Here is a 23,732-nt window from a genome sequence, read left to right on the forward strand (position 1 = left end):
CGATTACCGGCCCCGGTTATGCGTCCGCTCATAAAGCTGGCGAACGATCGTGCTCGCCGTCTTCTCGAATAAAAATGGCAAAATTGCATGAACCAGCGCGGCAAGCGCCGCCACAAGCAATTTTGCCGAGAAACGTGATGCAAAAAGCATATGCTCGAAATAGGTCTCATCGACCGACGAAGGATGTTCGGTGAAGAGGCGTGTAATGCGAGTGGTCATTGGAAATACTCCCGTCAATGAGCAAGTTGTTCCCGCTTATCCGGCGCACAACGCGCCTTTCTGAAAAATCATTCTAGCAAATGCATCGGAGATGAAATCTCAAAATATCCTTGTCAAACGGGGTTTAATGGGACAATCATCCCAAGATGAAACCCTTTCTCGACGAAATTGACCGCAAAATCCTGGATGAGCTGCAAATCGACGGCACACTGTCGGTCGATTCCCTATCCGACCGCGTCCATCTTTCCCGCAATGCCTGCTGGCGGCGGATAAAACGCATGGAGGATGAAGGAATCATCAAGGCGCGTGTCGCCCTGGTCGATGCGGAAATGGTCGGCTGCGGCCTTTCCGTCTTCATTCTGGTGCGCACGTCAAGCCACGACCCGGACTGGCTGACGAAATTTCGCGCCGCCATGGGGCGCTTTCCGGAAATCGTCGGCGTTTATCGCATGACGGGCGATCTGGATTACGTGCTGAAGGCACGCGTTTCGGACGTCAAGGCCTATGACCACCTTTATCAGCGGCTGATTGCCAGCGTACCGCTCTCGGACGTTTCGGCCTCTTTCGTGATGGAAGAGATCAAGGAAACGACCGCCGTACCGCTGAAGGAATAGCGGTGCGTGCGCGGGATCAATGGCCCGCCATTTCGTGGCACAGCGCCGCACATTGCTCGCACGCCTCCACGCATTTTTCCATGCCGCCGACCTCCCGGCAGGACTGGGCGCAGGCGTCGCAAATCTTCGCGCAGGCTCCGCAAATTTCGCGATGGAGGGGCGTGCCGAGCAACATTATGTGCGCTGCCGTCCGGCAGCTCTCCACACAAGCCAACATGATGCGGTAGTGCTTCGGCTCGACATGGGTCCCGCCTTCCTCAAGGCAGTGGCTGGAGGCCGTGTCAAGGCAGACGCGGTAGCAATCGAGACAGGCGTCAATACATCTGGTCATTTCAAAGCTTGGCATTTTTCAAATCCTCATTCTTTAAGCACGCCCTCCAACAAGCGATGAATAGGTTTGTTCCATGCCCAGCGAACATTCCCGGTGCAAATTGCATGACCCTGTGCCGTACTATCATTGCAAAACGCCAAATAGGCGGTACACCTTTCTTTGGTTTTCACGTATGAGCGTCGCCAGTTTGAGCGCATCCGGAAAAGTGTAAACGTTTTTCAGACAGATGCGCGAGGAAACAATGTCTCTCGCAGGCCAACTGAACTCGCAGGAAAGGCTCCCTCATGACCGCAGCATCCTCTTCCGCGCCAACGCTCGGCATCATCCGCCTCGAACATGCCAAGGGCCTTGAACTCCCGGCCTACGAGACGTCCGGCTCGGCGGGCATGGACTTGCGTGCAGCCGTTGCCGAAGACCGCCAGATCGTTCTCCTGCCGGGACGCCGTACGCTGGTTCCGACCGGATTGATCTTCGAGATCCCGGAAGGTTTCGAGGTGCAGATTCGCCCGCGCTCCGGCCTTGCCTTCAAGAACGGCATCACCTGCCTTAACACGCCCGGCACTATCGATTCCGACTATCGTGGCGAAGTGAAGGTGCTGCTCATCAATCTCGGCGATGACGATTTCCGCATCGAACGCGGCATGCGCATCGCGCAGGCTGTTTTCGCGCCGGTCGTCCAGCCAAAGATCGAAGAGCGTGCGGAAGTGACCCACACGGCGCGCGGCGCTGGCGGCTTCGGTTCGACCGGCACGGCATAAGCGCCATATCGCAGGCAAAAGCCCGGTTCGCCGGGCTTTTTTATTGCGGTTTTTCTTACTGTGTGAGAACGGCGCGCTGGCAGAGGACCCCTGTGACCTGAACATCGGCTTGTCCGATCTTGACGCCGAGCAGATCCAGCACTCCGAAAAGCAGGCCATCCACCGTCGGCCCCAAAGGCGTGAGCAATGTGCCCAAAAGCTGGGTCAACCCACTCAGGGGTAGAGGCAAGGGCAAGAATCCGAGCAGGACAACCTCGAGATCGAGCCCCTTTACGAGCCCGACAAAAAGCGATCCGGCAAGTTGGTTGGTCCCCACGGTTTTGATCCGTTTGGCGGCAATATCGGCAGGCGTGAAGGTCACAATTTCCTGCTTGGGATTGCCGAGTGGCAATTCGACACGACCGCGAAGCTCGGCAATGTCCGCGACCAGCAATTTCACTGTGGCGATCGCTGTCTTCCTGACAACCGGCGTTTTGCTGAAATTCCTCATCAGGTCTATATCGGCATCGCCAAGATACACACCGGCCAGTCCCGGTTTGACGCCGAGTTTCACCGTGGCGCTTCCGGGGCCCTGCGGACAGCTTATGCTTTTCAGTTCGGCCTCGCCGCTCGCCACGTCGATGAAGATCGGCACGTGGACATTGGCCAGATAGGAAACAACCCCGTCATTGCCGACCTCAAGCGTCAGAAGCAGGCGTATCTGCGCGGTGCGCACCAGTGTGCCTGCTCCGCCTACGGTAAAGAACGGCGTTTTTTGCGCGGGTTCGCCAACTGCGACATCCAGTTTGAATGCCACCACTCCCGGCAGTTTCAGCCCGGTGCCAAGTTGAAGCTGATGATTGCCTCCCAGTATCGCGGCCACTGAAATCATTTGCAGGACATTGGCCGTGATATTGTAATTATTGGCCGATCCAAGCGATGCATCGGCGATCGATCCAAGCCCCAGCAATTCTCCCACCGGCAGTTTCGTGGCAAGGGCGCCTGCATTCTTGCCCAGAATACCGAGCGCCGCCTTGGCCGCCGGGTTGTTCGTCACCACTTCGGCCAGAACGGTCGCCAGCATGCCGACTGAAACATCCGTATTCAACAACTGGTCATAGGTTCCAGCCGTCAGCCCCACTTTCGGAGCAAGCTTGTCCAGAAAGCCGAGCAGGTTGACGTCGGTAGCAGCTAGGGCGTTGTAATCAGCAAGCTTCAGGTTGAGAGAGGTTCCCAGAAGCCCCCCCAGAAGGTCATTCAGCACGCTCTGGTCGGTGTTCAGGCTCAACAATCGCGAACCGATCGAAAATGCCGCTTCCGCCTTCGTCGCGGCCATGCCGGTTGCGCCAAGCGCGGGCCGGTCGATGAAGGACTGGCCGAAATAGAGATTGCCGGGGCGTGCCAGCCGGACACGAACCGCGTCCGGGTTTGCACCGCCCGCCACGAAACGGTTTTCCACCGCACGGTTCTTGTCGGGAAGATAATTGCCCTTCTCCACCCAGACCCGCGTTTTGTCGTCGGTCTTTCCATTGACGACTGACGGGTCGTAGCTGCCGCTCATCAGCACCGGATCGACGCCGTTTGCCCGCAATTGCCGCAGCACCGCATCATCGGCCTGCGAAAGAGAGGAAGCACCGGCGACGGCTGCAAGATCGGCCATGTTCTGCAACTGGCGCCGCTCCAGAAACAGCGAACTCGTGTCCACGCAAAATGCAGCCACCGCCAAAAACAGCGGAGAGACCAGCGCCGCCATCGTCGCCAGATTGCCCCCCCGCGCCCGCAGGAAACGCGATACAAAACCCCGCATGACTTATCCCCCCAACCCGTCTCAGATTCCGCCGAGCCTGATTGTCGATGCCCTTGTAATGGTCGTGTCCGGAAGCGGCAGGCCCGTCATCAGGTTCCAGATCGGCAGGTTTTCCGCATCGTACTGGATCGTCACGGTGAACTGGTTCGGGTCCGACTGGGCATTGTCCACACTCACCTGCATCTTTTCAGGATCGATCAGCGAATATTTCGCCGCGTTTTTCCGGATATAGCTGGTCGCCAGCGCGAGCCGCTCCGGCGGATCGATGCCGGCCAATGCCGTCCGCGTTGCATCAGCCGCAAGCTGCTGCACGGCGTTCGCCACGCCCAGATAGAGGCCGAATGCAATCATGCCCATCAATATCAGAAGAAAAACCGGCGCCAATATTGCAAACTCGACTGCCGCCGTACCGCTTTTATTTCGATTTAAAAAGAACAATAACGGTATTCTTCGAAACCTGTTCGTTACGAATGAAAACCTTCTCCGCCCCATAATAAGGTAAGCCATTTGCCCTCCCGTCCAAGAGCATTGAAACCTTATTCCCATGCCATTTCCAAGCAACATGCATCATGCATGCGCCGACCATCCGCCTTTGCGGACAGATCACGTTCCGAATTTCTATTTCTACTTTCAGATTGTGCTTTCCCAGCCTAATTTAACCGGTAGATAATTTACGAACACTTAATTCGACTAATAATATGTATTCACCCAATAAAACTGAAAAGAATAACCGCAAGTTGTATCTTCAAGACGGTTTTTCTTCACTTCATCACTTGCAACAGAGGCAATTGCCGACGGTGCGCGCGAACCGCCAGCCATTGTGACAACGGCAATTATTGCATGACAAATAATTAAGATGAAATCCTGAGCGGGGAAGCATAGATATCCGGATGCAACGTGCCATCCAAGCGCGCCCTGTCCCGCTTTGGTTGCATGGGGCAAAAATTTATGCGGGACACAGTGATGAACTTCCAATGGCAGGCGGTTCTAAAAGTATTGAGGGCTTGACGGTGCTTACATCTTCCGATTCGTCCAGAACCCGGCAGCGCAAGGCACGCCGCTGGTGGCTTTGGCTTCCGGTCGCGGCAATCGCGGCGGGCGCGGGCTGGTATTTTTACGGCTCGGGCGAAGCGGGCGGCCAGAAGACCAACTATCTCGCCGAAACGGTCACGCGCGGCGACATCGAAAACGCCATCACCGCCGTCGGCACGCTGAGCGCCCTGCGCAGCATCAATGTCGGCGCGCAGGTTTCTGGCCAGCTGAAAAGCGTGAAGGTCGAGGTGGGCGATCAGGTCAAGCAGGGCCAGTTGATCGCGGAAATCGACCCGTCTCCCTTCGAGAAGAAAGTGGAAATCGCCAGCGCCCAGCTCGATAATCTCAAGGCGCAGCTTTTGAGCAAACAGGCGCAGCTCACGCTGAAAAAGGCCAATGCGGCGCGCCAGCGCTCGCTTCTGGCCACGCGCGGCGTATCGCAGTCCACCGTCGATCAGGCCGATGCGGACCTCGCCATGGCCGATGCCGACGTAAAGGCGCTCGGCGCGCAGATCCGCCAGCAGGAGGCCCAGCTTGCCAGCGACAAGGTCGATCTCGGCTACACCAAGATTTACAGCCCCATGGAAGGCACGGTCGTCGATCAGGCCGCCAAGGAGGGCGAAACGCTGAATGCCGTGCAGAGCGCGCCGACCATCGTCACCGTGGCCGATCTCAAGGTGATGACCGTGGAAGCGCAGGTTTCGGAGGCGGATATCGGCAGGCTGAAGCCCGGAATGCCGGTCTATTTCACCTTGCTCGGCCAGCCGGAAAAGCGTTTCACCGGCACGCTGCGTCAGATCAAGCCGACGCCCGCCACCGAGAACAATGTCGTTCTCTATTATGCCCTGTTCGACGTTCCGAACCCGACCGGCGAACTGATGATCAATATGAGCACACAGGTCTATTTCATTCTCGACGAGGCAAAGGACGTGCTGATCGTCCCCTCCTCGGCGCTGAACTACAAGCGGGCCGACCAGAACCAAAAAGACCAGAACCGGAGAGGCAAGCCGCAGATTTCGGTGAAGGTCGTAAGCGACAATGGCGCGGTCACCGAACGCGAGGTTCAGATCGGCGTGCGCAATCGCGTGCAGACCGAGGTCAAAAGCGGCCTTGAGGAAGGCGACAAGGTCATCGTCACCAGCGCTTCCAGCGGTGCCGAAGCCGCCGCAGGGCAGCGCGGCCGCAGGCCCGGCATGCGCCTGTTCTGATGAGCCGCCCCATGACCGACAATCTCAAGTCCGGCACGCCGCTCATAAGACTGGATGATATCCGCAAGACCTATCACAATGGCGATCTCGCCGTTGAGGTGCTGCACGGCATCACGCTCGACATTCAGGCTGGCGAATTCGTCGCGATCATGGGCGCGTCCGGCTCCGGCAAATCGACGCTGATGAACATTCTGGGCTGTCTCGACAGCCCGAGCGGCGGGCAATATCTGCTCGATGGCGAGGACGTGTCGACACTGGATGCCGATGCGCTTGCAGCATTGCGCCGCCGCACTTTCGGCTTCGTCTTCCAGAGCTACAACCTCATCTCGACCTCGACGGCTCAGGAAAACGTCGAGGTTCCGGCAATTTATGCGGGCCTGCCCGCATCGGAACGCCATGCGCGCGCCGCCGAACTGCTCAACCAGCTGAAGCTTGGCGATCGCCTGGACCATCGCCCCAACCAGCTTTCCGGCGGCCAGCAGCAGCGCGTTTCCATCGCCCGCGCGCTCATGAATGGCGGGCGCATCATCCTTGCCGATGAACCGACCGGCGCGCTCGACAGCCAGAGCGGCGAGGACGTGATGGAACTTTTGCGCTCCATGCACCAGCAGGGCCATACCGTCATTGTCATCACCCACGCCCGCGAGGTGGCCGAACGCGCCGACCGGCTGATCGAAATCCGCGACGGGCAGATTCTTTCCGACACTGTAAAGCGGGCCATACCCGATACGCAGGCTCCTCTCCGCCTCCGCCAGACGCTTGACGGCAGTTCCGCCCGCATCGCCGATGTTTCGGAAGCGGTGAAGATGGCTATGCGCGCGCTGAAGGCTAATATCTTCCGCACCATCCTCACCTTGCTCGGCATCATCATCGGCGTCAGCTCGGTGGTGACGATGCTCGCCATCGGCACCGGCGCGCAAAACTCGATTCTCGACCGCATAAATGCCATGGGCACCGATCTCATTCTGGTGCGTCCATCCATGGCCGGTTTCCGTGGAACAGGCTCGATAGCGACGCTGGTTCCCGAAGACGCCACCGCAATTCTGGAACTGCCGAACATCAAGACCGCCGTGCCGGAAGTCACCGGCACGGTGACGCTGCGGCGCGGCAATGTCGATTACCAGTCGCAGGCAAACGGCACCGTTCCCGCCTTTTCCGAAGCCAAGTCGTGGAAGGTGGCGACCGGCGATTTCATCAGCCAGAGCGATATGGACAATTATGCGCCTGTCGCAGTACTCGGCAAAACCGTCGTCAACACCCTGTTCCCGGACGGCAGCAACCCGATCGGCCAGTATATCCTGATCCAGAAAATTCCGTTTCAGGTGATCGGGACGTTGGAGCCGAAGGGCGCAGGCTTTGGCGGTTCGGATCAGGACGATGTGGTTGTCGTGCCGCTTTCGACCGGCAATCTGCGGCTGTTCGGCCAGAAATATGTGCGCACCATCACCGTACAGGTCAAGGATTCGGACCTCATCAACACAACGCAGGAACAGATTCAGGACCTGCTCGACCAGCGCCACAAGAAACAGGACACGATGATAACCAACATGTCCTCCATCCGCGAGGACGCGACGGCGATGGGCAACACGATGACGCTCTTCCTGGGGTCCGTGGCGGCAATCTCGCTTCTGGTCGGCGGCATCGGCGTGATGAACATCATGCTGGTAAGCGTGACCGAGCGCACCCGCGAGATCGGCGTGCGCATGGCGACAGGCGCAAGGCGGCGCGATATATTGCTGCAATTCATCACCGAGGCGCTGACCGTTTCGGCCATTGGCGGTGCCTTCGGCGTCGTGATCGGGCTCGGCGCTGCGGCCATCGCGGGCTGGGCCGGTCTTTCGGTCGGCTATAGCGTCGGGCCGGTCATGCTGGCCTTCGCCTGCGCTTTCGCCACCGGCCTGATCTTCGGCTTCCTGCCGGCGCGCAAGGCTTCCCGCCTGCTCCCCGCTGTGGCACTGTCGTCGGAATAGAGTATTTTCGAGCCAAGGCTGTGCGCTGATGATTCTTCCCAAGCGGGCCCTGTTCGCTGCCGTCCTGATGTTTGCCGCGATTGCTGCCCTGACGCAGCCGGGCCGCGCTGAAAGCCGCAACCGCGAAACCTATGAAAACACGGACTATATCATCTGCGAGGCAAAGGCGGATGGCTTGCACCTGTTCTGGAAGAATGCGGATGGCGAGCCCTATCGCAATTTTTCAAAACTGGCCGATGCTGCCGCGAGCCGGGGCAAAACCCTGCTTTTCGCGCTCAATGCCGGAATGTATCAGCCTGATTTCGCGCCAATGGGCCTTTATGTCGAAGATGGCCGCGAGCTTCGCCCCGCAAGCAAGGCCACACCGCCGCGCGGTTCCGGCCCTGTGCCGAACTTCTACAAGAAGCCGAACGGCATCTTCTATGTCGGCGACAAGGGCGCTGGAATCCTGCCGACAGACCGTTTCATGAAACAGGGAATGAAGCCGCGACTGGCAACCCAGTCCGGCCCGATGCTGGTCATCGGCAATCGGATCAATCCGATTTTTATCCTTGGCTCAACCGACAGGACGCGACGCAGCGGCGTCGGCGTTTGTGACGGTGGCGCGATCCGCTTCGCGGTCTGCGAGGATGCGGTCAATTTCCACGACTTCGCAAAACTGTTTCGAGACCATCTTGAATGCCCGAACGCGCTGTTTCTGGATGGCGGCGGCGGCGCAGGCATTTACGTCCCGGCACTGGAGCGAAACGATATATCCTGGCATGGAGGTTATGGCCCGATGTTCGGATTTGTGGAGTAATCGCTGACAACGAAAAGGCCGGCTTCGGGACCGGCCTTTCAAATCGTATTCCTACTTGAACAGCAGCGGCAAGGTGATCGGCATACGCGCCTTGGCAATGGCTGCTGGCGGAGCAGGCACCGGCGAAGCCCGACGTGCCGCTTCCAGTGCAAGCTGGTCCACATCTGGATTGCCCGACGAACCGGCCAGACGAGCCGAAAGCACATTGCCCGAAGGATCAATCACGAAAGTAACCTGAACAAGTCCCTTGGCATTCCGCGATTTGCGCTGCAGGAAACGCACATTGCGCGCCATATGGGACTGGAGTTTCGATGTCCATTTGGCGGAACTGACACCGGCGGATGCAGAGTTTTCGCCTCTGCGATTGGCTGCGGCTCGCGCGCCGTTGTCAGCATCCATTCGCGGTGCAGCGGCCTGACGGGTTTCGGGCGCTTTTTCAGCCTTCTTTGGCTTGGGCTTTTCGGTCTTGGGCTGCTTCGGCTTTTCCGGCTTTGGCTTCTCGACCTTTTTTGGTTCCGGCTTCGGCTCCGGCTTGGGTTCTGGTTTCACTTCCGGCTTTTCAACCGGCAGCGGAACAGCAACTTCGGGCTTTTCGGCCTCGACCACATCGGGAACCACTTCTTCCGGTTCCTGAACGGCCTGTGGTTCTGGCGCTGGTTCGGGCGGCGTTACCTCTCTCGGTTCGGGCGGTGTCGGCTCCTCCTGCTGGGGTTCCGGTTGCGGGGCGGGTTCCGCCTGTTCCTGCGGCGCTTCAGCCGTTTCCGGCTGGGCTTCCTCGGCAACCTGCTCTTCCATCGGCGCTTCCGGCTCCGGCGCAAGTTCCACCACCATGGCGGCAACCTGCGTGCCGTCTGGCTGGTCTTCCTCCTGTGCCATGTGGATGGCATAGGCACCGGCGGCATGAACGGTCAGAACAAGAATGCCCGCGCCGAGCCAGCGCCCCGCATCATGCCAGAAGGAATGATGGTGAACGTCGGCTGAAGCCACCTTTATCGGGGGATGCTCGGGCGGGAGTGCATTCATTGCGCGGCTCCCTGCGGTGCCGGTGTGGGGGTGGGAGATGTGGAAGATGCGGGGGCCGCAGCCGCCGGAGCGGTCCCGGTGGCGTTTGCGCCGACGGTTTCAAGCCCCACCAGCGCGATCTTCAGATAGCCCGCTTCACGCAGGAGATTCATCACCCGCATCAGCTCGCCATAGCCGACATTCTTGTCGGCACGCAGGAAGATGCGCGCTTCCTTGTTCTTCTCCGACAGGACGTCCAGCGCCCCGCCGAGGCGCTCGCGGTCCACCACATCGTTGCCGACGCTGACGCTGAGATCTTCCTTCAGCGTCACATAAAGCGGCTTGTCGGGACGCGGCGCGGGCGCTGCCGTCGATGCAGGCAGGTCCACCTTCACGTCAACCGTCGCCAGCGGGGCCGCCACCATGAAAATGATGAGCAGAACCAGCATGACGTCGATGAACGGTGTCACATTGATCTCGTGATTGAGCTCGAGATCGTCTCCGCCGCCTTCGCGAACTTTACCAGCCATGGCGCCTACTCCGCTGCGTGCAGCGTCCCTTCACGCACACCCGCCGTTCTGAAGTCGAGGTCGCGGCTGACAAGGCGCTCGACGCCTGCCGAAGCATCGGCCAGCAGCGCACGGTAGCCGGTGATGGAACGGGCGAACACGTTATAGATCACCACGGCGGGAATAGCCGCGACGAGGCCGATAGCCGTTGCAAGCAGGGCCTCGGCAATACCCGGAGCCACGACAGCGAGGTTGGTCGTCTGGGCCTGGCTGATATTGATGAACGAGTTCATGATGCCCCAGACCGTCCCGAACAGGCCGACAAACGGCGCGACCGAACCGATGGTGGCAAGAATGCCGGTACCTTTGGACAGGCGGCGTCCCGCCTTGGCTTCGATGCGCGACAGGCGCGAGGAAACGCGTTCCTTGAGGCCCTCGCCGCCCGCGCGGGCAAGCGCCGGGCCGGAAAGCCGGACTTCATCTTCCGCGGCGCGGACCAGAACCGCACCCGGTCCCTTGGCATCTTCCAGCGCACGGGCGGCTTCGGCAAGCGTCGCCGAATGGCCGATGATTTTCAATGCCTTGCGGGCACGGCTGCGCGCTCCGGCCAGTTCGAGCGACTTGGCGACCCAGACCGTCCAGGTGGCAAGCGAAGCCAGCGCCAGACCGATCATAACCGCTTTCACCACCCAGTCTGCCGCCATGAACATGCCCCATGGCGACAGGTCATGCGGAAGGATCAAGCCATTTTCGCTTTCGACTGGCGCCGCGGCAGGCGCAGCCGTCTGGGTCTGGACCAGTTCAGGTGAAGGCGACGCAGCCGGGGCGGCGGCAGGAGCCGGATTAGCCGGGGCGGGACTGGAAGGCGCTTCCACGGCAGGGGCCGCCGGGGCATTCGTTGAAGGGTTCTCCTGCGCCAAAGCAGAAGCCGCACCCAGCAAGCCGATGACCATAGCCGCAGCCATGAAGCCTTTTCGCCAGAAACCAGTCATTTTGTTCGCCTTTTGATTGTTCAAATCCGCGCGCACATGACCAAACTCATGCAGGCCGTCGCGCCGCCTGTTGGGCTTCTTCTTAACTCCCAATAATATGATGACGCAAGTCATGTTTTGATATTGAAGGCATTTTCGTCCTGCAAAATTGGGATACGGCAAGATTTTTCGACTCGTGCCTTTTTGCCAGTTGCACATTCACGCCAAATCAGCCCTGATAGGATGACCGAAACGCTTCGGGATTGGTTTTAAAAACAAATTCCGGCGCGCGGGAGGGACATGCAGTTCCGCGCGAAGCGGAATTCTGGAGGACATGCCAATGATGCTCAAGGATATCCAGACGCTTGAACATGCGGCGCGCACCGCCATGGCAGGAAATGACGATCCGCTGCCGGTGCAGCCGCGCTCGCTAAAACCGGCACATGTCGGCCTGGCTGTCATCATGCTGGCTGGTGCGGCCTATTTATTGCTCGCCTGAATAAGGCAAAATATCAATCAAAGGTTGCTGTCGCCACATTTTTGCCATGAAAAAGACGGCAGATTCATAATTTTGACGCTCGAATAACACGGAATTTGAGCGGAACTGAAAGCGTTTCCCCTCGTTTTTTCTCCTGTTGACGGCGAGATTGGCTCTCGCCTTCGGTTTGCCTTAATTACCGACAGGAGTTTTCATGAAAAGATTTCTCGCCTCCACGGCTCTTGCCGCGCTGATCGCCCTGCCCGCTTTCGCTCAGGACCGTTCGCCGATTTTCTCCGACGAGAAACAGGAAAAGCCGATCGCCAGCGAGAATGGATATTTCGTAGCATCGCCGGGCCAGCTTCTGGTGTCGGGCTTCATCGGACAGGCGGTCTGTAACGGCCCCTCAGACAATGCCGCGACTATCGGTACGGTCAATGACATGATCCTCGGCGCCGATGGCAGCCCGCAGGCGGTGGTGATCGGGGTCGGCGGTTTTCTGGGCGTGGGCGAAAAGGATGTCGCCATCGGCTTCGACCATCTGTCATGGGTGGTTCGCGAGGACGGCAAGCGCTGGCTGATCGTGGATGCCACCAAGGAACAGCTTGAAAAGGCACCGGCCTTCGACCGCAACGCGGCTTTCGCGGCAGATGGCGCACCGCGCGCCGAGCCGCCTGCCGCCGAAAAGACGATTACCACGCAGAAGGCGGACAGGGCCGTGCCCGATGGCATGAAGCCCGTCCCGTCAGAAGGATTGAGCGCGGACAGGCTGATCGGAGCCACGGTTTTCGGCGCGGATGAAACAAAGATCGGAACGGTGGGTGATGTGCTGATGTCCGCCGACGGCCAGACCGAGGCGTTCGTGGTGGATGTCGGCGGGTTCCTTGGCATCAATTCCAAGCCTGTGGCCGTTTCCATCGCCAATCTTGATGTGGCGACCGGCAAGGACGACAAGCTCAACGTCTTCACGCAGTTCACCAAGGAGCAGCTTGAGGCGCAGCCCGCCTATTCGGAAGCAGCCTACAAGAAAGATCCGGAAGGCACGATCCTGCACGGCGAAGCCGAATAAGGTTCGCCCGATCCGCGGAAGCATTGCAGGCGATGCTTCCGCGGGTTCCTGCTGCGTCATTTACCATGCCCTGCAACAACCAGCCGGCTTTGTTGCCGCTGACGGCTTTGCATGCAACCATTGGGCTGGCAGCACGTTATCCGAACGACCAGACAAAGAATGAACAGGAGAGCCGACATGGCGCGAGCATCCGCGAAAACGAGCAAGATCGAGGAACAGATCGAGGAAGCGCTGACCGATGCCAGCGCGGAGGACCTTCAGGCGCAGGTCGAGCAGCTTAAGGAAGATATCGCCGCCATCGCGGCAACGCTTGCCAATCTCGGTTCGCAGACCGTCCGCGACGCCAAGCGCAGCGCGAAAGAGACCTACAAGAGCGCCTATATCCAGGGCGAGGACGCCATTGATGATCTGCGCAACAAGGCGCAGGACCTTGAAGCCCAGCTGACGGCAACGGTGCGGGAGCGCCCGATTGCCTCGCTCGCTACCGCACTTGGCGTCGGCTATCTGCTGGCCCTGCTCTCGCGCCGCTGAGGCGGATCATGCTGAAAGCTCTCATGCCCCTTTTGACTGCAATGGCAGGCGAGGAACTGAAATCCGTCGCGGGTCGAACGAAACGCGCGGCGATTTTCGGTGCGGCCATCGCGATCTTCGCTATCATCGCGATCACCTTTTTCTGTGTTGCCGCTTTTCTGGCGCTTGCGCAAAGCTATGGCGGTCCGCTGGCGGCGCTCATTCTCGCTGGCCTGTCGCTGATCGTGGCGCTTCTCATCCTCGCGGTCATGAAAATTCAGGCGGCAGCGGAGGAGAAAAAGCGCAAGCAGAAGATGGAGGCGGACAAGTCGGCCATGATGGCGGCGGCGGCAATCGCAACCGTCCCCGCCATCCTGAAACGCCCGATACTGGCCGCCGCCTTGCCCCTTGCGGGCATTGCTCTGGTCTCGCTGCTGTCGGACAAGAAGAAGCGTGATTAGAAATCAGTTCAGTGGACTGATCTCCCCGCGTGGGCGTTTCCCGCTTTTGGCTCGGAAATGCCCCCCGGCGAACATCACAAGGCTCGTTCGCCTGGCGGAAAGCCCCTGACTTTTGCCGCGAAAGCAATCCAATAGGCGAGTAGCAATAATGCCAAAACCGACCAGGGGAACCAACCGATAGCGGCGTGCTCGAGCAACAGGCCGCCGACGATGCCTCCACCCGCAATCGCCAGATTCCAGACTGTGACGATCATGGACTGCGCTACATCAGAAGCCTGCCCCGAAGTATTGGCGGCTGCCGTCTGAAACAGGGTGGCGGCGCCTCCGAAGGCCAATCCCCACATGCCCGTCGCCAGCCAGAACAGCAGGGGCACCTCGCCTCCGATGCCAAAAAGGAATGCAGCGGCTGCGAACAGCATGATGCTGGCAAGCACCAGCGCTCGCAGCCATCGGCCGACCAGATAACCGACAATAACGATCCCTGCGATTGCCGTTAGCCCGAACATCAGCAGAACGACGTCGAGTTTCCGCTCCAGCCCCGCAGGAACCACGAGCGGGGCGATATAGGTATAAAGGATATTGTGGGCCAGAACGAACAGCAGGGTAACCATCAGCACCGATTTGATTCCATCGATTGCCAAAGTGCCCCTGATGGAAGAGCGGTCATTGATCGCCGTGCCCGGATAACCCGGCACCTTTGCCTGAACCCACCCTATCAGAACCGCGGTGAGCACGGTCATCAGCAAAAATGTACTGCGCCAACCAATGACGGACCCCAACAGGGTTCCTGCCGGAATTCCCAGAGACAAGGCCAGTGGCGTACCCACCATCGCAACTGCGATGGCGCGCCCTTTTTGCTGGTCTGGAACCATGCGCGCCGCATATCCGGCGATCATCGCCCACAACAGCCCGGCGCAAACGCCTGCAAAGAAACGTGCCAGGAGCATGACAGCGAAGCTCCCGGTGATCGCCGTTATCGTGTTGACCACCGCGAAGCCCGCGATGGCACAAAGGAGAAGCGGCTTGCGCGGGAAATGCTGGGTAGCCGCGGTTAGCGGCATGGCCGCCACCAGCGAGCCGATGGCGTATACCGTAATGAGTTGGCCGGCAACGGAAGTAGTGACGCCCAGCTCCGCGCTCATTTGCGGAAGAAGCCCCGCTGGCAGGGCCTCTGTCAGGATGGTGATGAAACCAGCCATGGCAAGGGCAAGAAGGGCTGACATCGGAAAGCGAGCATCGTCCGCCCTTTCGCCCACCGTGCGGTGGTCCAGAGTCGAATGGGCCATGGTGTTCAACCCTTCTGTCCGCGTTTGGGCAGAACCAGATCGCCGACGCTATAGGTATGAAATTCGCTGGTTGAGACGGTGTCCAGCTTACGGAATTTTTCAACGAAAACCGGATCGGAAAAGAACTCGTCTACATTGCCTGCACCCTGAATTGCTTCGATGTTGACCACGGTCAACCCGTCGGTGCTCTTGGCAAGATTGCTCCAGAGAAACCCCGGCTTTGTCTCCGCCACGTAATGAACCACGTCCTGAATGATTTGAAACGCTTCATCCTGCTTGCCCGGTTGGGCATGAATGACGTTGACGATAAAAGTGGTTGGTTCGGGTGACGCGCAAAATCCGGCGGCGAATTTCATATCCATGTGTCTTCCTCTGATGAACCGGCATTGGCTGCCGTGAGAGGCTTGATATGGATTGCGCGATACGGGATAAACGGTCTGGTATTCCAGTAAGAGCGGAAAATTATTCCTTAATAGGATAGACATGGACAAGCTTGGTGCGTTGGGCATTTTCGTTCAGGCGGCGGAAGGCGGCAGCTTTGTAGCGGCCTCTCAGCGGCTGGGTCTCTCCAGCTCGGCGGTTGGCAAGGCAATCGCGCGTCTTGAACAGGAGATGGGGGTGCGCCTCTTCCATCGCTCGACGCGCAGCATGACGCTGACGGAGGAAGGCAGCTTTTTTCTTGATACCTGTCGGCGTATTCTGTCTGAACTGGATGTGGCACAGGCGCAACTTTCACGGTCCCGCAGCAAGCCTCATGGCCTGTTGCGCGTGAGTTTTCCGCTGACGGGTGTGCTACTGATGCCGGCGATATCGGCATTCATGAAAGCTTACCCCGAAATTACCCTGGACCTCGATTTCACCGACCGGCTGGTTGACGTGATCGAAGAAGGTTTCGATGCCGTTGTCCGCACCGGTGAAATGCGTGACACGCGATTGATGAGCCGCAAACTTGGCTCCTTCAGGCACCGGATAGTAGCCTCGCCTGAATATTTACAAAGAAAAGGCGTGCCGCTGGCGCCCGAAGACCTGCGAAGTCATCGCTGCATGCACCACCGATATGCCAATTCGGGCAAGCTGGAGCCATGGCCGCTGGCCAGGGACGGCAAAGACCTGCGTGTCACGCTGCCAACAACGACAGTGGCAAGCACACTTGAGCCGCTCATCCACCTCGCCGAGAACGGTTTTGGTATAACCTGCTTGCCCCATTTCGCAGTGGCCCAAAAGATAAAAGAGGGGAAGCTGGTATCGATACTCGACGGCTTCATGGCAGAAGCGGGTATCTTCCGTGTTCTTTGGCCGACGAGCCGTTATCTATCACCCAAGATTCGCGTCTTCGTGGACTTCATGGCTGATAATTTGTTCACGATGGAGAGGAAGTAGCCCGGCTTGAAAGCAGAGTGAAACACCGAACAGTCGTATCGCTGACAACCGGGGCAATCTGTTGAAGCTACACATCGGACGATACGCCTATTTGCCGGTCGACATCTCGCTTTCTTCGACAAGCGACGACAGGCGAACGATCACTCTCGTCCCCACACCATTATCCGTCTTGCAGTAAACCGGCTTTTCGCCGAACTGCATGCAAAGCTGCTCGATGACCAGCGTTCCGAGACCGTTCTTTTCGCCGGACTTTTGCTGATCCGCGTCAAATCCCACGCCGTCATCTTCCACGACAAGCACCGGAACAGCGTCCTCCCCCGGTTTCAGGCTGATGCGGATATGACCTTCCGCGCGACCCTTGAACGCATGTTTGATGGCATTGGTGACGAGCTCGCCCAGAATGATTCCGATTGTCGTCACGTCGCGGGCTTTGAGGTCGAGCGGGGCCAGATCGGTCGCGAACTCGATCTTTCGGTCCTGCCCGATGGCGTTGCGTATATCATCGATGACGGTGCCGAGAAAATCGTCGACACGGGCCGATTCCATGTCCTCGCCCAGACGCAGGCGCCGATGCGCCGTCGATACGGTCTGCACGCGGTCGCGGGCAGCGGCAAGGGCGGCGCGCGCATCCTCGCTGCGGGTCTGGCGCATCTGGAGCCCAAGCAGCGATGAAACCGTTGCCAGCGAATTGCCGATGCGATGGTTGGTGTCCTGCAGCAGAAGCTCGACCCGCTGGCGCTCGCGCTCGGCGATGCGGCGTTCCTCTTCCAGTTCGGCGGTGCGTTCTCTCACGCGCTGTTCCAGCAACTGCTTTTCGGAACGCAGCACGGTCTGACCCTCGAACATGGATCGCGCATAGCGCTGCACGCGGCTGAACAGCAAGAGCGCAAGCATGGCGGCGGACGCCAGCGCCACAATGGAGGTGGCCGTCATCCAGTAGCGCATGCGGTTGATCCGCTTGTTGCGCTCGAGAAGCTGCTGTTCTTCCGTGTCTATGAACTGGGTGACCGTGCTGGCAAGCTGGTCCATCAGCACCTTGCCTTCGTCGCCGCGCACTTTCTCGACCGCTGCCGCCACATTGCCCGACTGGGCAAGTTGCACCGTTTCGCGCACGTCTTCCTGCTCACGCTCAACCAGCGCGCGGATCTGCCTCACCCGCGCATCCTGCAACGGGTTCTGTCCGGTCAGCGCTTCGAGATCGGCGAGTGTCTTGTCGACGCTGAGGATCGTATCGCGATAGAGGTCGAGATAGGTTTCGTCCAGCGTCAGCAGATAGCCGCGACGGCTCATCTCTATGTTGCTGGCAAGGCGCGCAACCTTGTCGACCTGCTGGCGCAGGGCATAGTTGCGCGAAATATCGATGACCTGATGGTTGACACCGGACGACAAAAACAGCGTCAGGATCGCCGACAGCAGCACGAGGCCAAGCGACACGATAACCGCAACCGGCTTCGATGACGATTGAAGCAGTTTTTGCAACAAGGCTGATGGCAAGGACGCAACCTACAAACAACGATCACTTTGCCGACAAGAAACATCAGCAACCACTAACCTACAAGTGACTGGAGATAAAAAGCAATCGCTGCGAGCAAAAACCGGCAAAGGTTTGGGTTTTTGGCCACACAGCCCCCCAGAGGCCCTCCCCGCGCGGCGGAGAGGGAGATCAGCGATGCATCATGCGAAGCTTCTCAGGGTGGCCCGCGATGAATCCGCATCGGGACCGTAGTCGCCTTCGCCCTCGATCTTCAGGATTTCCTGCAGGCGGGTGCGCGCGCGGCTTACGCGGCTCTTGATCGTTCCGACGGCACAGCCGCAGATTTCGGCGGCTTCCTCATAGGCAAAGCCCGAGGCGCCGATCAGGATGATCGCTTCGCGCTGGTCGTCGGGCAACTGCTCCAGCGCCGCGCGGAAATCCTGCAGGTCGAGCGTGCCATATTGCGAGGGGTGCACGGCAAGCTGTTCGCTGAACACGCCATCGGTGTCCTGCACCTCGCGACCGCGCTTGCGCATTTGCGTGTAGAATTCATTGCGCAGGATGGTGAAGAGCCAGGCTTTCATGTTGGTCCCCATCTCGAAGGACTCCTGCTTGGCCCAGGCTTTCATGATCGTATCCTGAACGAGATCGTCCGCCTTGTCGTGCTGGCCGATCAGCGACACCGCGAAGGCGCGCAAACTCGGCAGCGATGACAAGAGCTCTCGCTTGAACTGTGCATTACTCTCAACCGACGGACCGGGTGCTATGTTCACGCATACTCTCCTGTTCAGCCTGATCGAGTTTTTCAAGAAGATCGAGGAAGCGATCCGGGATCATCTCATCCTGTATCGACGTGTACAGCGCCTTTAGTTTCAATCCGACTTCACAATTTGGTCCTAATATATCCCTCTGAACGCGGCGGGACGACCGAACCCCGGCTCCGTTCATATGAGGGTTTTCTTTTTCTGCCATATCTTGATCATTCCGGGCTGATTGCCCTACCCTATTAATCTAAGCCCCTGCTTGTCCGGGAAATGCGCAGCTTTCTAAAAAGTTCCCGAATATATTTTCTCTTCGCGGAACTTTTTCCAAACCGCCCCGTTTAGGTAACATAATGCTGCGCTCAAAGCATAGGCGGCACAGGGCCAGGCCCCATCCGCCAATGCGCATTCAATGAACGAAAGCGGCAGTTGAGGAGTTCCATCACCATGACGTTATCGACGCGTATCGCGCCGCACCTTCCCTATCTTCGTCGTTTTTCCCGCGCTCTTACCGGCTCGCAGGCTTCCGGCGATGCCTATGTGGCGGCGGCCCTTGAAGCACTGATCGCCGATGTGAGCATATTCCCGGAAGGTTCCTCCGACCGGATTGGTCTCTATCGCCTTTTCTGCAACCTTTATAAGACGGCCTCCGTTCGCGTGCCGGAACCCGCGTCGGAATTTGCATGGGAACAGCAGGCGGCAAGAAATCTTGGCAATATCGCGCCGCTGCCGCGCCAGGCCTTCCTGCTTGTGGCGGTGGAAGGCTTTTCCGACAAGGAAGCCGCTGAAATTCTGGAACTGGACGACGCCGAACTAAGCCGCGTCCTGTCGGTTGCCTCGACGGAAATCTCGCGGCAGGTGGCGACGCGCATCATGATCATCGAGGACGAACCGCTCATCGCCATGGATATCGAGCAGATGGTGGAAAGCCTCGGCCATGAGGTTACCGGCATCGCCCGCACCAAGGATGAGGCGCTGGCGCTCTACAAGCAGGAAAAGCCGCGCATGGTGCTGGCCGACATCCAGCTTGCCGACGGCAGCTCGGGCATCGATGCGGTCAATGAAATCCTGCAGGACGATGCCATCCCCGTCATCTTCATCACCGCTTTCCCGGAACGTCTGCTGACCGGCGAACGCCCCGAGCCGACTTTCCTCGTCACCAAGCCGTTCAATCCGGATATGGTGAAAGCACTGATCAGCCAGGCGCTCTTCTTCGAGGAAGCCTCGCAGGTCGCAGCATAGAGCATTTCCGAACCAAAAATCTGACACGGTTTTGCGTTCGGAAATGCGGAAAAACAAAGAGATAGAGCGGTTTCTATTATAGTGGAAGTGCTCTGGCGAGCGTTGAAACGGCAAGTCCCGGAAGGCTTTCTTTCGGGACTTTGGCCGCAGGGCTTCGCCCGTCTGTCAAACATCCCGGCTTACGCCCCGTCACGAGTATCTAGAGTTGTGAGCGCGCTAATTTTCCCGGCCCCACGGAACAAATACGGCTTCGATGGCGTTTCTTCTTCACCCAATAAAGAGGAGACAAAAAATGCTTTATTATGCGCTCGTATTTCTTGTGGTGGCACTTGTGGCAGGTGCGCTGGGCTTCGGTGGCATCGCCGGTGCGTCGGCTGGCATAGCGCAGATCCTGTTCTTTGTGTTCCTTGCCCTGCTCGTCATTTCGCTCATCGCCTCGGCGATCCGCAAGGCATAGACCGCACAAAAACGAAGGCTGTTTTTGACCTCCCGGAACCCCGGCCTATATTGGATTTCAGTAAAGCTGACCGCCGCATAAGCCATGCGGCGGTTTACCGGTTTAAGGATTTGGGCCCGTCAGGGGGCCGGAAGAAAAACGCTCGACCGACGCCCGCCAACCGGTCGAAGAAAACGGACGCCATGGCACGCAGATTTCCGATCGCCATTTCCGGAATTTTTGACATGTCGCCCTTGGGCGGTCCGAATATTTGTTTCATTGCATCCGCCAACGCAAAGCCGTCGGGCACTTTTGCTGGAAATGCGCTGAGTTCGGTTGCGGGATCATCGGGGCAGACATGAGCGCTGGCACAAAATTCAACGTGCAGGACACAGAACCGGACGCAGCCCGCCTGCGGGCGCTGTTGCGGGCAGTGCGCAACAGCAATGTCTGCGTGCTCTATCAAGGCCCGGACCTGGCCTATTCGTGGGGCGAGAATATCCCGCTCTACTGGCAGGAAAAATGGAAGGTGGGCGGCCAGGACTGCGACTTCATCTTCTCCGCGACCCTGCACAAGCTTGTCGGGGCCAAGCAGGCCGCGCTGGATACGGGCGAAGCGCAGAATGTGGAGATCGCCGTCAATGACGGCGACAAGCTGCGCTGGATAGAATTTCACGTCGATTGCGACCGCGACGATGCGGGCAATATTCTGGGTCTCGTGACCACCGCCATCGAAATCAGCGAGCTGAAGCGGCGCGAGCAGGTGCTGAAGACCCTGCTGCGTGAAGTAAGCCACCGCTCCAAGAACCTCCTGGCTATCGTGCAGAGCATCGCCAGCCAGACAGCGCGCTTTACCGATACCATTGATGATTTCCTTCTCAAGTTTCGCGGGCGCATCCAGTCGCTCTCCTATTCGCAGGACCTGGTGACGGATTCGAACTGGCGCGGGGCATTGTTTCGCGATCTCGTGCAGTCGCAGGTCGAAAAATATATCGACATTACCGATGAACGGGTGAGCATCGAGGGAGACAACCCCTATCTTTTTCCCGGCGCCGCGCTGCATATCGGCCTTGCGCTGCACGAACTCGTGGTCAATGCGACTTCGTTCGGCGGACTTTCCATACCCTATGGCCGGGTGAAGATTTCAGCAAAAGTTGCGCATGTGGCGAGCGGCGACGACCGGCTGGAATTCCTCTGGGAAGAAACCAATCCGGCGATGCCCGAGGTCTTCGAGCATGATCCGCGCTTCGGCAGCGCCGTGCTGCAGCGCATTGTGCCGGCCTCCGTCAACGGACACGCCAACTATCGGATCGATGGAACAGGGGCGGTTTATTCGCTCGTCATTCCCACCGAGCAGTTCGACGCCTGATGCTATTGCATTTCCAGCAAAGGCGAAGCGGTTTTGCGCGTGGTAGAGCGGTTCCAGCGATTCCTGGAAAAGAGGAACCGCTCCAAGTCGTCCTTGGGCATCAGGATATTTCGAAGACAAAAAAAGCCGCCATGGTCCGGCCTCCGGCCTGAACCACGGCGACTTGCTCTGAATTTGCGGAACGCCAGCTGCTTAACGTTTGACGGTCAGCGCGGCATTCTCGCCGCTCGCCTCGTGCGGGGAGGTTGAGGCGAACTCTGAAGACCGCGTTGTGGGGGCGGGGTCACGGCCTTCATGGGCGCTAAACGCGACAAACGAAATTTGGTTCCGTTAGTTTCTAATTTTTTTGCAATAAAGTTCGAGCCGGTGATGCACGATCTCATAACCGAGCGAACGGGCTATTTCTTCCTGCAATTTTTCGATCTTGTCGGAACGGAATTCGACCACATCGCCGGAATCCATGTCGATGATATGGTCGTGATGCGCGCCGCTGGCCTGTTCAAAACGCGAAGGCCCGCCGGCAAAGGCGTGCCGGTGAATGGCGCCGCGCTCCTCCAGAAGCTTCATCGTGCGATAAACGGTCGACAGCGAGATACTGCTGTCGATCTCCACGGCCCGGCGGAAAATCTCCAGCGCGTCGGGATGATCTTCCGTCTCGGTCAATATGTTCAGGATGATCCGGCGCGGCCGCGTGATGCGGACGCCTGCCTGACGCAGCTCCTGTTCATAATCGGGTTTCTTGTACGATTCACTCATGCGGCAATTATGCACTGTCCGGACTCCAGTTGCAAATTTTTGCAACTGGCGGCACGCCGATCTCCCCAGCCCTTATCGTGCCAGTCCTATCGCGATACCGTCGCCTTGTCGTTGAGATGATATCGCCCCCGGCCCACGCGCACGAAAAGCGCATGGCCCTCCGGCTGGTTGTCGGTACAGTTTTCGGCGAGGAAAGAGAAGTACCGCGAATATGGCCAGCCCGGAGCCACGCGACGCACATCTCTGGGCGTGAAAGGTTCGGCAAGAATGCCTTTCACCCTGACCGCATTATGGATTTGAGGATAGATATTCGACCCAATTTTCCACATGCCCGAACAATAACACCACCATACGCGGCATTCATATCCCGCAAACACGGGATGATTGCAGTTTGTTCAGGCTGGATTGAGTTGTGCTGGTACGCCCAAGGGGAATCGAACCCCTGTTTGCGCCGTGAGAGGGCGCCGTCCTGACCGCTAGACGATGGGCGCATAGAGCATAAGCCGACCGGAGTGAAACGAGGATCGACAAGCTTGTGCTTAAAATACGAAAACCGGGAGCACAGATTTGATTCAATCAAATCGAAACCGCGCTCCAGACCATATCGCTGATATAAGCGCCAAAAGGAAAAAGCGCAATCCTCGAAGACATAAACAAATGGGCGGCAATCATGCCGCCCCGATCAGTTCGCCTACTCGACATTGCCGAGCTTGATGCGGCCGATGATGCGCGACTCGCGATAATCATAGATGATGAGTTCCGTGCCGCCATCGGGCAGTAGCGTTTCCAGCGAAAGCTCATTGCCCGAAAGGCTTTGCGAAAGAAGACGGGTGCCCGGCGTCAAGTTGATCTGCGATTCGATCAGCTTCGGCGGCTCTGGCTTTGTGGGTGCCGGCGCGGCCTGTCCGGGAATATCGGACCGGGCTTCGTCGACCGGAGTTTCCGGCGCGCGATTGATCTTGTAGACAACGGCGACAAGCACCGCCATAAGACCGATCAGCATGACACCGATGGAGACGGCCAGAAGCCGGATCATTTTGCGGCGCACACGTTCCATGGCTGGATCAAGCGGGGGCTCGGCCTGTTCATCCGGGTAATAGCCCTGCTGATAGTCCTGATAGCCTGAATCCTGATGATTCTGGTATCTCGGATAGTGTGGATCCTGCATTCAACGACTCCGGTTCGAACTGCGCCGTGTTACGGCGTGTGCCGCGTGATAGAGCATTTTGCAGCCAAATGGAAACATTTGACGCCGCATAAATGCGGTAAAATCTAGAGACAGAGCAGGTCTGACGATTTCGTTAAGACAGG

General features: G+C 58.5%; 28 protein-coding genes and 1 tRNA gene. 13 read left to right on the forward strand and 16 right to left on the reverse strand.

All coding sequences use genetic code 11. The annotated features are described in order from the left end of the window. Positions 1-3 precede the first annotated feature (3 nt). Positions 4-219: a DUF6356 family protein gene (locus tag F9K78_RS17695; protein ID WP_121983286.1), complete on the reverse strand. Its 216-nt coding sequence runs from the start codon at positions 217-219 to the stop codon at positions 4-6. A gap of 146 nt (positions 220-365) precedes the next feature. Here F9K78_RS17695 and F9K78_RS17700 point away from each other — a divergent pair, with 146 nt between their 5' ends. Continuing rightward, positions 366-833 (forward strand): Lrp/AsnC family transcriptional regulator, encoded by a 468-nt coding sequence (locus tag F9K78_RS17700; protein ID WP_121986104.1) that lies wholly within the window; start codon positions 366-368, stop codon positions 831-833. 16 nt (positions 834-849) lie between these two features. Here the strand turns inward: F9K78_RS17700 and F9K78_RS17705 are convergent, their stop codons facing one another. Next, on the reverse strand, positions 850-1,179 hold the full coding sequence (locus F9K78_RS17705) for a four-helix bundle copper-binding protein (protein ID WP_121986105.1): 330 nt from the start codon (positions 1,177-1,179) through the stop codon (positions 850-852). A 269-nt stretch (positions 1,180-1,448) separates the two neighbouring features. On the opposite strand from F9K78_RS17705, the gene dut reads away from it, so the two are divergent. After that, positions 1,449-1,922, forward strand: a complete 474-nt coding sequence (gene dut / locus F9K78_RS17710; protein WP_121986106.1) for a dUTP diphosphatase — start codon at positions 1,449-1,451, stop codon at positions 1,920-1,922. Between the two features lie 55 nt (positions 1,923-1,977). Here the strand turns inward: dut and F9K78_RS17715 are convergent, their stop codons facing one another. Continuing rightward, a complete protein-coding gene (locus tag F9K78_RS17715; RefSeq protein ID WP_121986107.1) occupies positions 1,978-3,708 on the reverse strand; it encodes a pilus assembly protein TadG-related protein in 1,731 nt (576 codons plus the stop codon). Between the two features lie 21 nt (positions 3,709-3,729). Continuing rightward, positions 3,730-4,215 (reverse strand): TadE/TadG family type IV pilus assembly protein, encoded by a 486-nt coding sequence (locus F9K78_RS17720; RefSeq protein ID WP_412842099.1) that lies wholly within the window; start codon positions 4,213-4,215, stop codon positions 3,730-3,732. 503 nt (positions 4,216-4,718) lie between these two features. On the opposite strand from F9K78_RS17720, the gene F9K78_RS17725 reads away from it, so the two are divergent. From F9K78_RS17725 to F9K78_RS17735, 3 genes are read left to right on the forward strand one after another with little or no spacing between them, the layout of a single operon-like run. Beyond that, positions 4,719-5,948 (forward strand): efflux RND transporter periplasmic adaptor subunit, encoded by a 1,230-nt coding sequence (locus tag F9K78_RS17725; RefSeq protein WP_122066796.1) that lies wholly within the window; start codon positions 4,719-4,721, stop codon positions 5,946-5,948. Then, on the forward strand, positions 5,948-7,918 hold the full coding sequence (locus tag F9K78_RS17730; RefSeq protein ID WP_121986108.1) for a MacB family efflux pump subunit: 1,971 nt from the start codon (positions 5,948-5,950) through the stop codon (positions 7,916-7,918). Before F9K78_RS17725 ends, F9K78_RS17730 begins: the two co-directional genes overlap by 1 nt. A gap of 28 nt (positions 7,919-7,946) precedes the next feature. Further along, positions 7,947-8,717 carry a phosphodiester glycosidase family protein gene (locus F9K78_RS17735; protein ID WP_121986109.1) on the forward strand — a complete coding sequence of 257 codons (771 nt, stop codon included), beginning with the start codon at positions 7,947-7,949 and terminating at the stop codon, positions 8,715-8,717. 51 nt (positions 8,718-8,768) lie between these two features. Here F9K78_RS17735 and F9K78_RS17740 read toward each other — a convergent pair whose 3' ends face one another. Genes F9K78_RS17740 through exbB form a run of 3 tightly spaced genes read right to left on the reverse strand, consistent with a single transcriptional unit; the run spans position 8,769 to position 11,256 of the window. Beyond that, positions 8,769-9,740, reverse strand: a complete 972-nt coding sequence (locus F9K78_RS17740) for an energy transducer TonB family protein (protein ID WP_121986110.1) — start codon at positions 9,738-9,740, stop codon at positions 8,769-8,771. Beyond that, positions 9,737-10,249: a TonB system transport protein ExbD gene (gene exbD, locus F9K78_RS17745; protein WP_121983295.1), complete on the reverse strand. Its 513-nt coding sequence runs from the start codon at positions 10,247-10,249 to the stop codon at positions 9,737-9,739. The genes F9K78_RS17740 and exbD overlap by 4 nt, the downstream gene beginning before the upstream one ends. A 5-nt stretch (positions 10,250-10,254) precedes the next feature. Next, positions 10,255-11,256: a tonB-system energizer ExbB gene (exbB, locus tag F9K78_RS17750; protein WP_121986183.1), complete on the reverse strand. Its 1,002-nt coding sequence runs from the start codon at positions 11,254-11,256 to the stop codon at positions 10,255-10,257. Positions 11,257-11,539: 283 nt separating this feature from the next. Here exbB and F9K78_RS21950 point away from each other — a divergent pair, with 283 nt between their 5' ends. From F9K78_RS21950 to F9K78_RS17765, 4 genes are all read left to right on the forward strand, one after another. Beyond that, on the forward strand, positions 11,540-11,698 hold the full coding sequence (locus F9K78_RS21950) for a hypothetical protein (RefSeq protein ID WP_162929810.1): 159 nt from the start codon (positions 11,540-11,542) through the stop codon (positions 11,696-11,698). A gap of 193 nt (positions 11,699-11,891) precedes the next feature. Then, on the forward strand, positions 11,892-12,746 hold the full coding sequence (locus F9K78_RS17755) for a PRC-barrel domain-containing protein (RefSeq protein WP_121986111.1): 855 nt from the start codon (positions 11,892-11,894) through the stop codon (positions 12,744-12,746). 177 nt (positions 12,747-12,923) lie between these two features. Beyond that, the gene (locus F9K78_RS17760) at positions 12,924-13,277 is read left to right on the forward strand and encodes an ElaB/YgaM/YqjD family protein (protein WP_121986112.1); all 354 of its coding nucleotides are present in this window, start codon (positions 12,924-12,926) and stop codon (positions 13,275-13,277) included. Positions 13,278-13,285: 8 nt separating this feature from the next. Further along, on the forward strand, positions 13,286-13,717 hold the full coding sequence (locus F9K78_RS17765) for a phage holin family protein (protein WP_121986113.1): 432 nt from the start codon (positions 13,286-13,288) through the stop codon (positions 13,715-13,717). A 74-nt stretch (positions 13,718-13,791) separates the two neighbouring features. Here F9K78_RS17765 and F9K78_RS17770 read toward each other — a convergent pair whose 3' ends face one another. Both F9K78_RS17770 and F9K78_RS17775 read right to left on the reverse strand, forming a co-directional pair. Next, positions 13,792-15,003, reverse strand: a complete 1,212-nt coding sequence (locus tag F9K78_RS17770) for an MFS transporter (protein WP_235925473.1) — start codon at positions 15,001-15,003, stop codon at positions 13,792-13,794. A gap of 5 nt (positions 15,004-15,008) precedes the next feature. Next, positions 15,009-15,365 carry an antibiotic biosynthesis monooxygenase gene (locus F9K78_RS17775; protein ID WP_121986114.1) on the reverse strand — a complete coding sequence of 119 codons (357 nt, stop codon included), beginning with the start codon at positions 15,363-15,365 and terminating at the stop codon, positions 15,009-15,011. Between the two features lie 121 nt (positions 15,366-15,486). Here F9K78_RS17775 and F9K78_RS17780 point away from each other — a divergent pair, with 121 nt between their 5' ends. Further along, entirely contained in the window at positions 15,487-16,383 is an 897-nt protein-coding gene (locus tag F9K78_RS17780) for a LysR family transcriptional regulator (RefSeq protein ID WP_121986115.1), read from the forward strand. Between the two features lie 87 nt (positions 16,384-16,470). Here the strand turns inward: F9K78_RS17780 and F9K78_RS17785 are convergent, their stop codons facing one another. The 3 genes from F9K78_RS17785 to F9K78_RS17795 all read right to left on the reverse strand — a co-directional run bounded on the left by F9K78_RS17785 (position 16,471) and on the right by F9K78_RS17795 (position 18,829). After that, positions 16,471-17,877 (reverse strand): sensor histidine kinase, encoded by a 1,407-nt coding sequence (locus F9K78_RS17785; protein ID WP_121986116.1) that lies wholly within the window; start codon positions 17,875-17,877, stop codon positions 16,471-16,473. A 180-nt stretch (positions 17,878-18,057) separates the two neighbouring features. Then, positions 18,058-18,630 (reverse strand): RNA polymerase sigma factor, encoded by a 573-nt coding sequence (locus F9K78_RS17790; protein WP_121983302.1) that lies wholly within the window; start codon positions 18,628-18,630, stop codon positions 18,058-18,060. Then, positions 18,602-18,829: a NepR family anti-sigma factor gene (locus tag F9K78_RS17795; RefSeq protein WP_121986117.1), complete on the reverse strand. Its 228-nt coding sequence runs from the start codon at positions 18,827-18,829 to the stop codon at positions 18,602-18,604. The genes F9K78_RS17790 and F9K78_RS17795 overlap by 29 nt, the downstream gene beginning before the upstream one ends. 236 nt (positions 18,830-19,065) lie before the next feature. On the opposite strand from F9K78_RS17795, the gene F9K78_RS17800 reads away from it, so the two are divergent. From F9K78_RS17800 to F9K78_RS17810, 3 genes are all read left to right on the forward strand, one after another. Next, the gene (locus tag F9K78_RS17800) at positions 19,066-19,860 is read left to right on the forward strand and encodes a response regulator (protein WP_121983304.1); all 795 of its coding nucleotides are present in this window, start codon (positions 19,066-19,068) and stop codon (positions 19,858-19,860) included. 292 nt (positions 19,861-20,152) lie between these two features. Then, positions 20,153-20,317 carry a DUF1328 domain-containing protein gene (locus tag F9K78_RS17805; protein ID WP_006473348.1) on the forward strand — a complete coding sequence of 55 codons (165 nt, stop codon included), beginning with the start codon at positions 20,153-20,155 and terminating at the stop codon, positions 20,315-20,317. 337 nt (positions 20,318-20,654) lie between these two features. Then, positions 20,655-21,665: a sensor histidine kinase gene (locus F9K78_RS17810; RefSeq protein ID WP_121983305.1), complete on the forward strand. Its 1,011-nt coding sequence runs from the start codon at positions 20,655-20,657 to the stop codon at positions 21,663-21,665. A gap of 330 nt (positions 21,666-21,995) precedes the next feature. Here F9K78_RS17810 and F9K78_RS17815 read toward each other — a convergent pair whose 3' ends face one another. The 4 genes from F9K78_RS17815 to F9K78_RS17830 form a co-directional block, all read right to left on the reverse strand. Further along, positions 21,996-22,421 (reverse strand): transcriptional repressor, encoded by a 426-nt coding sequence (locus F9K78_RS17815; RefSeq protein ID WP_010661349.1) that lies wholly within the window; start codon positions 22,419-22,421, stop codon positions 21,996-21,998. 86 nt (positions 22,422-22,507) lie between these two features. Next, the gene (locus F9K78_RS17820; RefSeq protein WP_121983306.1) at positions 22,508-22,750 is read right to left on the reverse strand and encodes a hypothetical protein; all 243 of its coding nucleotides are present in this window, start codon (positions 22,748-22,750) and stop codon (positions 22,508-22,510) included. 87 nt (positions 22,751-22,837) lie between these two features. Continuing rightward, a tRNA-Glu gene (locus F9K78_RS17825) sits at positions 22,838-22,912 on the reverse strand. A gap of 200 nt (positions 22,913-23,112) precedes the next feature. Then, positions 23,113-23,589 carry a hypothetical protein gene (locus F9K78_RS17830; RefSeq protein ID WP_121986118.1) on the reverse strand — a complete coding sequence of 159 codons (477 nt, stop codon included), beginning with the start codon at positions 23,587-23,589 and terminating at the stop codon, positions 23,113-23,115. Positions 23,590-23,732 lie beyond the last annotated feature (143 nt).

Origin of the sequence: Brucella pseudintermedia (genome assembly GCF_008932435.1) — a bacterium.
GTDB lineage: Bacteria > Pseudomonadota > Alphaproteobacteria > Rhizobiales > Rhizobiaceae > Brucella > Brucella pseudintermedia.

Coding starts and splice junctions, on each gene's coding strand:
- F9K78_RS17695 (WP_121983286.1), bottom strand. CDS start 219: ATGACCACTCGCATTACACGCCTCTTCACCGAACATCCTTCGTCGGTC.
- F9K78_RS17700 (WP_121986104.1), top strand. CDS start 366: ATGAAACCCTTTCTCGACGAAATTGACCGCAAAATCCTGGATGAGCTG.
- F9K78_RS17705 (WP_121986105.1), bottom strand. CDS start 1,179: ATGCCAAGCTTTGAAATGACCAGATGTATTGACGCCTGTCTCGATTGC.
- dut (WP_121986106.1), top strand. CDS start 1,449: ATGACCGCAGCATCCTCTTCCGCGCCAACGCTCGGCATCATCCGCCTC.
- F9K78_RS17715 (WP_121986107.1), bottom strand. CDS start 3,708: ATGCGGGGTTTTGTATCGCGTTTCCTGCGGGCGCGGGGGGGCAATCTG.
- F9K78_RS17720 (WP_412842099.1), bottom strand. CDS start 4,215: ATGGCTTACCTTATTATGGGGCGGAGAAGGTTTTCATTCGTAACGAAC.
- F9K78_RS17730 (WP_121986108.1), top strand. CDS start 5,948: ATGAGCCGCCCCATGACCGACAATCTCAAGTCCGGCACGCCGCTCATA.
- F9K78_RS17735 (WP_121986109.1), top strand. CDS start 7,947: ATGATTCTTCCCAAGCGGGCCCTGTTCGCTGCCGTCCTGATGTTTGCC.
- F9K78_RS17740 (WP_121986110.1), bottom strand. CDS start 9,740: ATGAATGCACTCCCGCCCGAGCATCCCCCGATAAAGGTGGCTTCAGCC.
- exbD (WP_121983295.1), bottom strand. CDS start 10,249: ATGGCTGGTAAAGTTCGCGAAGGCGGCGGAGACGATCTCGAGCTCAAT.
- F9K78_RS21950 (WP_162929810.1), top strand. CDS start 11,540: ATGATGCTCAAGGATATCCAGACGCTTGAACATGCGGCGCGCACCGCC.
- F9K78_RS17755 (WP_121986111.1), top strand. CDS start 11,892: ATGAAAAGATTTCTCGCCTCCACGGCTCTTGCCGCGCTGATCGCCCTG.
- F9K78_RS17760 (WP_121986112.1), top strand. CDS start 12,924: ATGGCGCGAGCATCCGCGAAAACGAGCAAGATCGAGGAACAGATCGAG.
- F9K78_RS17765 (WP_121986113.1), top strand. CDS start 13,286: ATGCTGAAAGCTCTCATGCCCCTTTTGACTGCAATGGCAGGCGAGGAA.
- F9K78_RS17770 (WP_235925473.1), bottom strand. CDS start 15,003: ATGGCCCATTCGACTCTGGACCACCGCACGGTGGGCGAAAGGGCGGAC.
- F9K78_RS17775 (WP_121986114.1), bottom strand. CDS start 15,365: ATGGATATGAAATTCGCCGCCGGATTTTGCGCGTCACCCGAACCAACC.
- F9K78_RS17780 (WP_121986115.1), top strand. CDS start 15,487: ATGGACAAGCTTGGTGCGTTGGGCATTTTCGTTCAGGCGGCGGAAGGC.
- F9K78_RS17795 (WP_121986117.1), bottom strand. CDS start 18,829: ATGGCAGAAAAAGAAAACCCTCATATGAACGGAGCCGGGGTTCGGTCG.
- F9K78_RS17800 (WP_121983304.1), top strand. CDS start 19,066: ATGACGTTATCGACGCGTATCGCGCCGCACCTTCCCTATCTTCGTCGT.
- F9K78_RS17805 (WP_006473348.1), top strand. CDS start 20,153: ATGCTTTATTATGCGCTCGTATTTCTTGTGGTGGCACTTGTGGCAGGT.
- F9K78_RS17810 (WP_121983305.1), top strand. CDS start 20,655: ATGAGCGCTGGCACAAAATTCAACGTGCAGGACACAGAACCGGACGCA.
- F9K78_RS17815 (WP_010661349.1), bottom strand. CDS start 22,421: ATGAGTGAATCGTACAAGAAACCCGATTATGAACAGGAGCTGCGTCAG.
- F9K78_RS17820 (WP_121983306.1), bottom strand. CDS start 22,750: ATGTGGAAAATTGGGTCGAATATCTATCCTCAAATCCATAATGCGGTC.
- F9K78_RS17830 (WP_121986118.1), bottom strand. CDS start 23,589: ATGCAGGATCCACACTATCCGAGATACCAGAATCATCAGGATTCAGGC.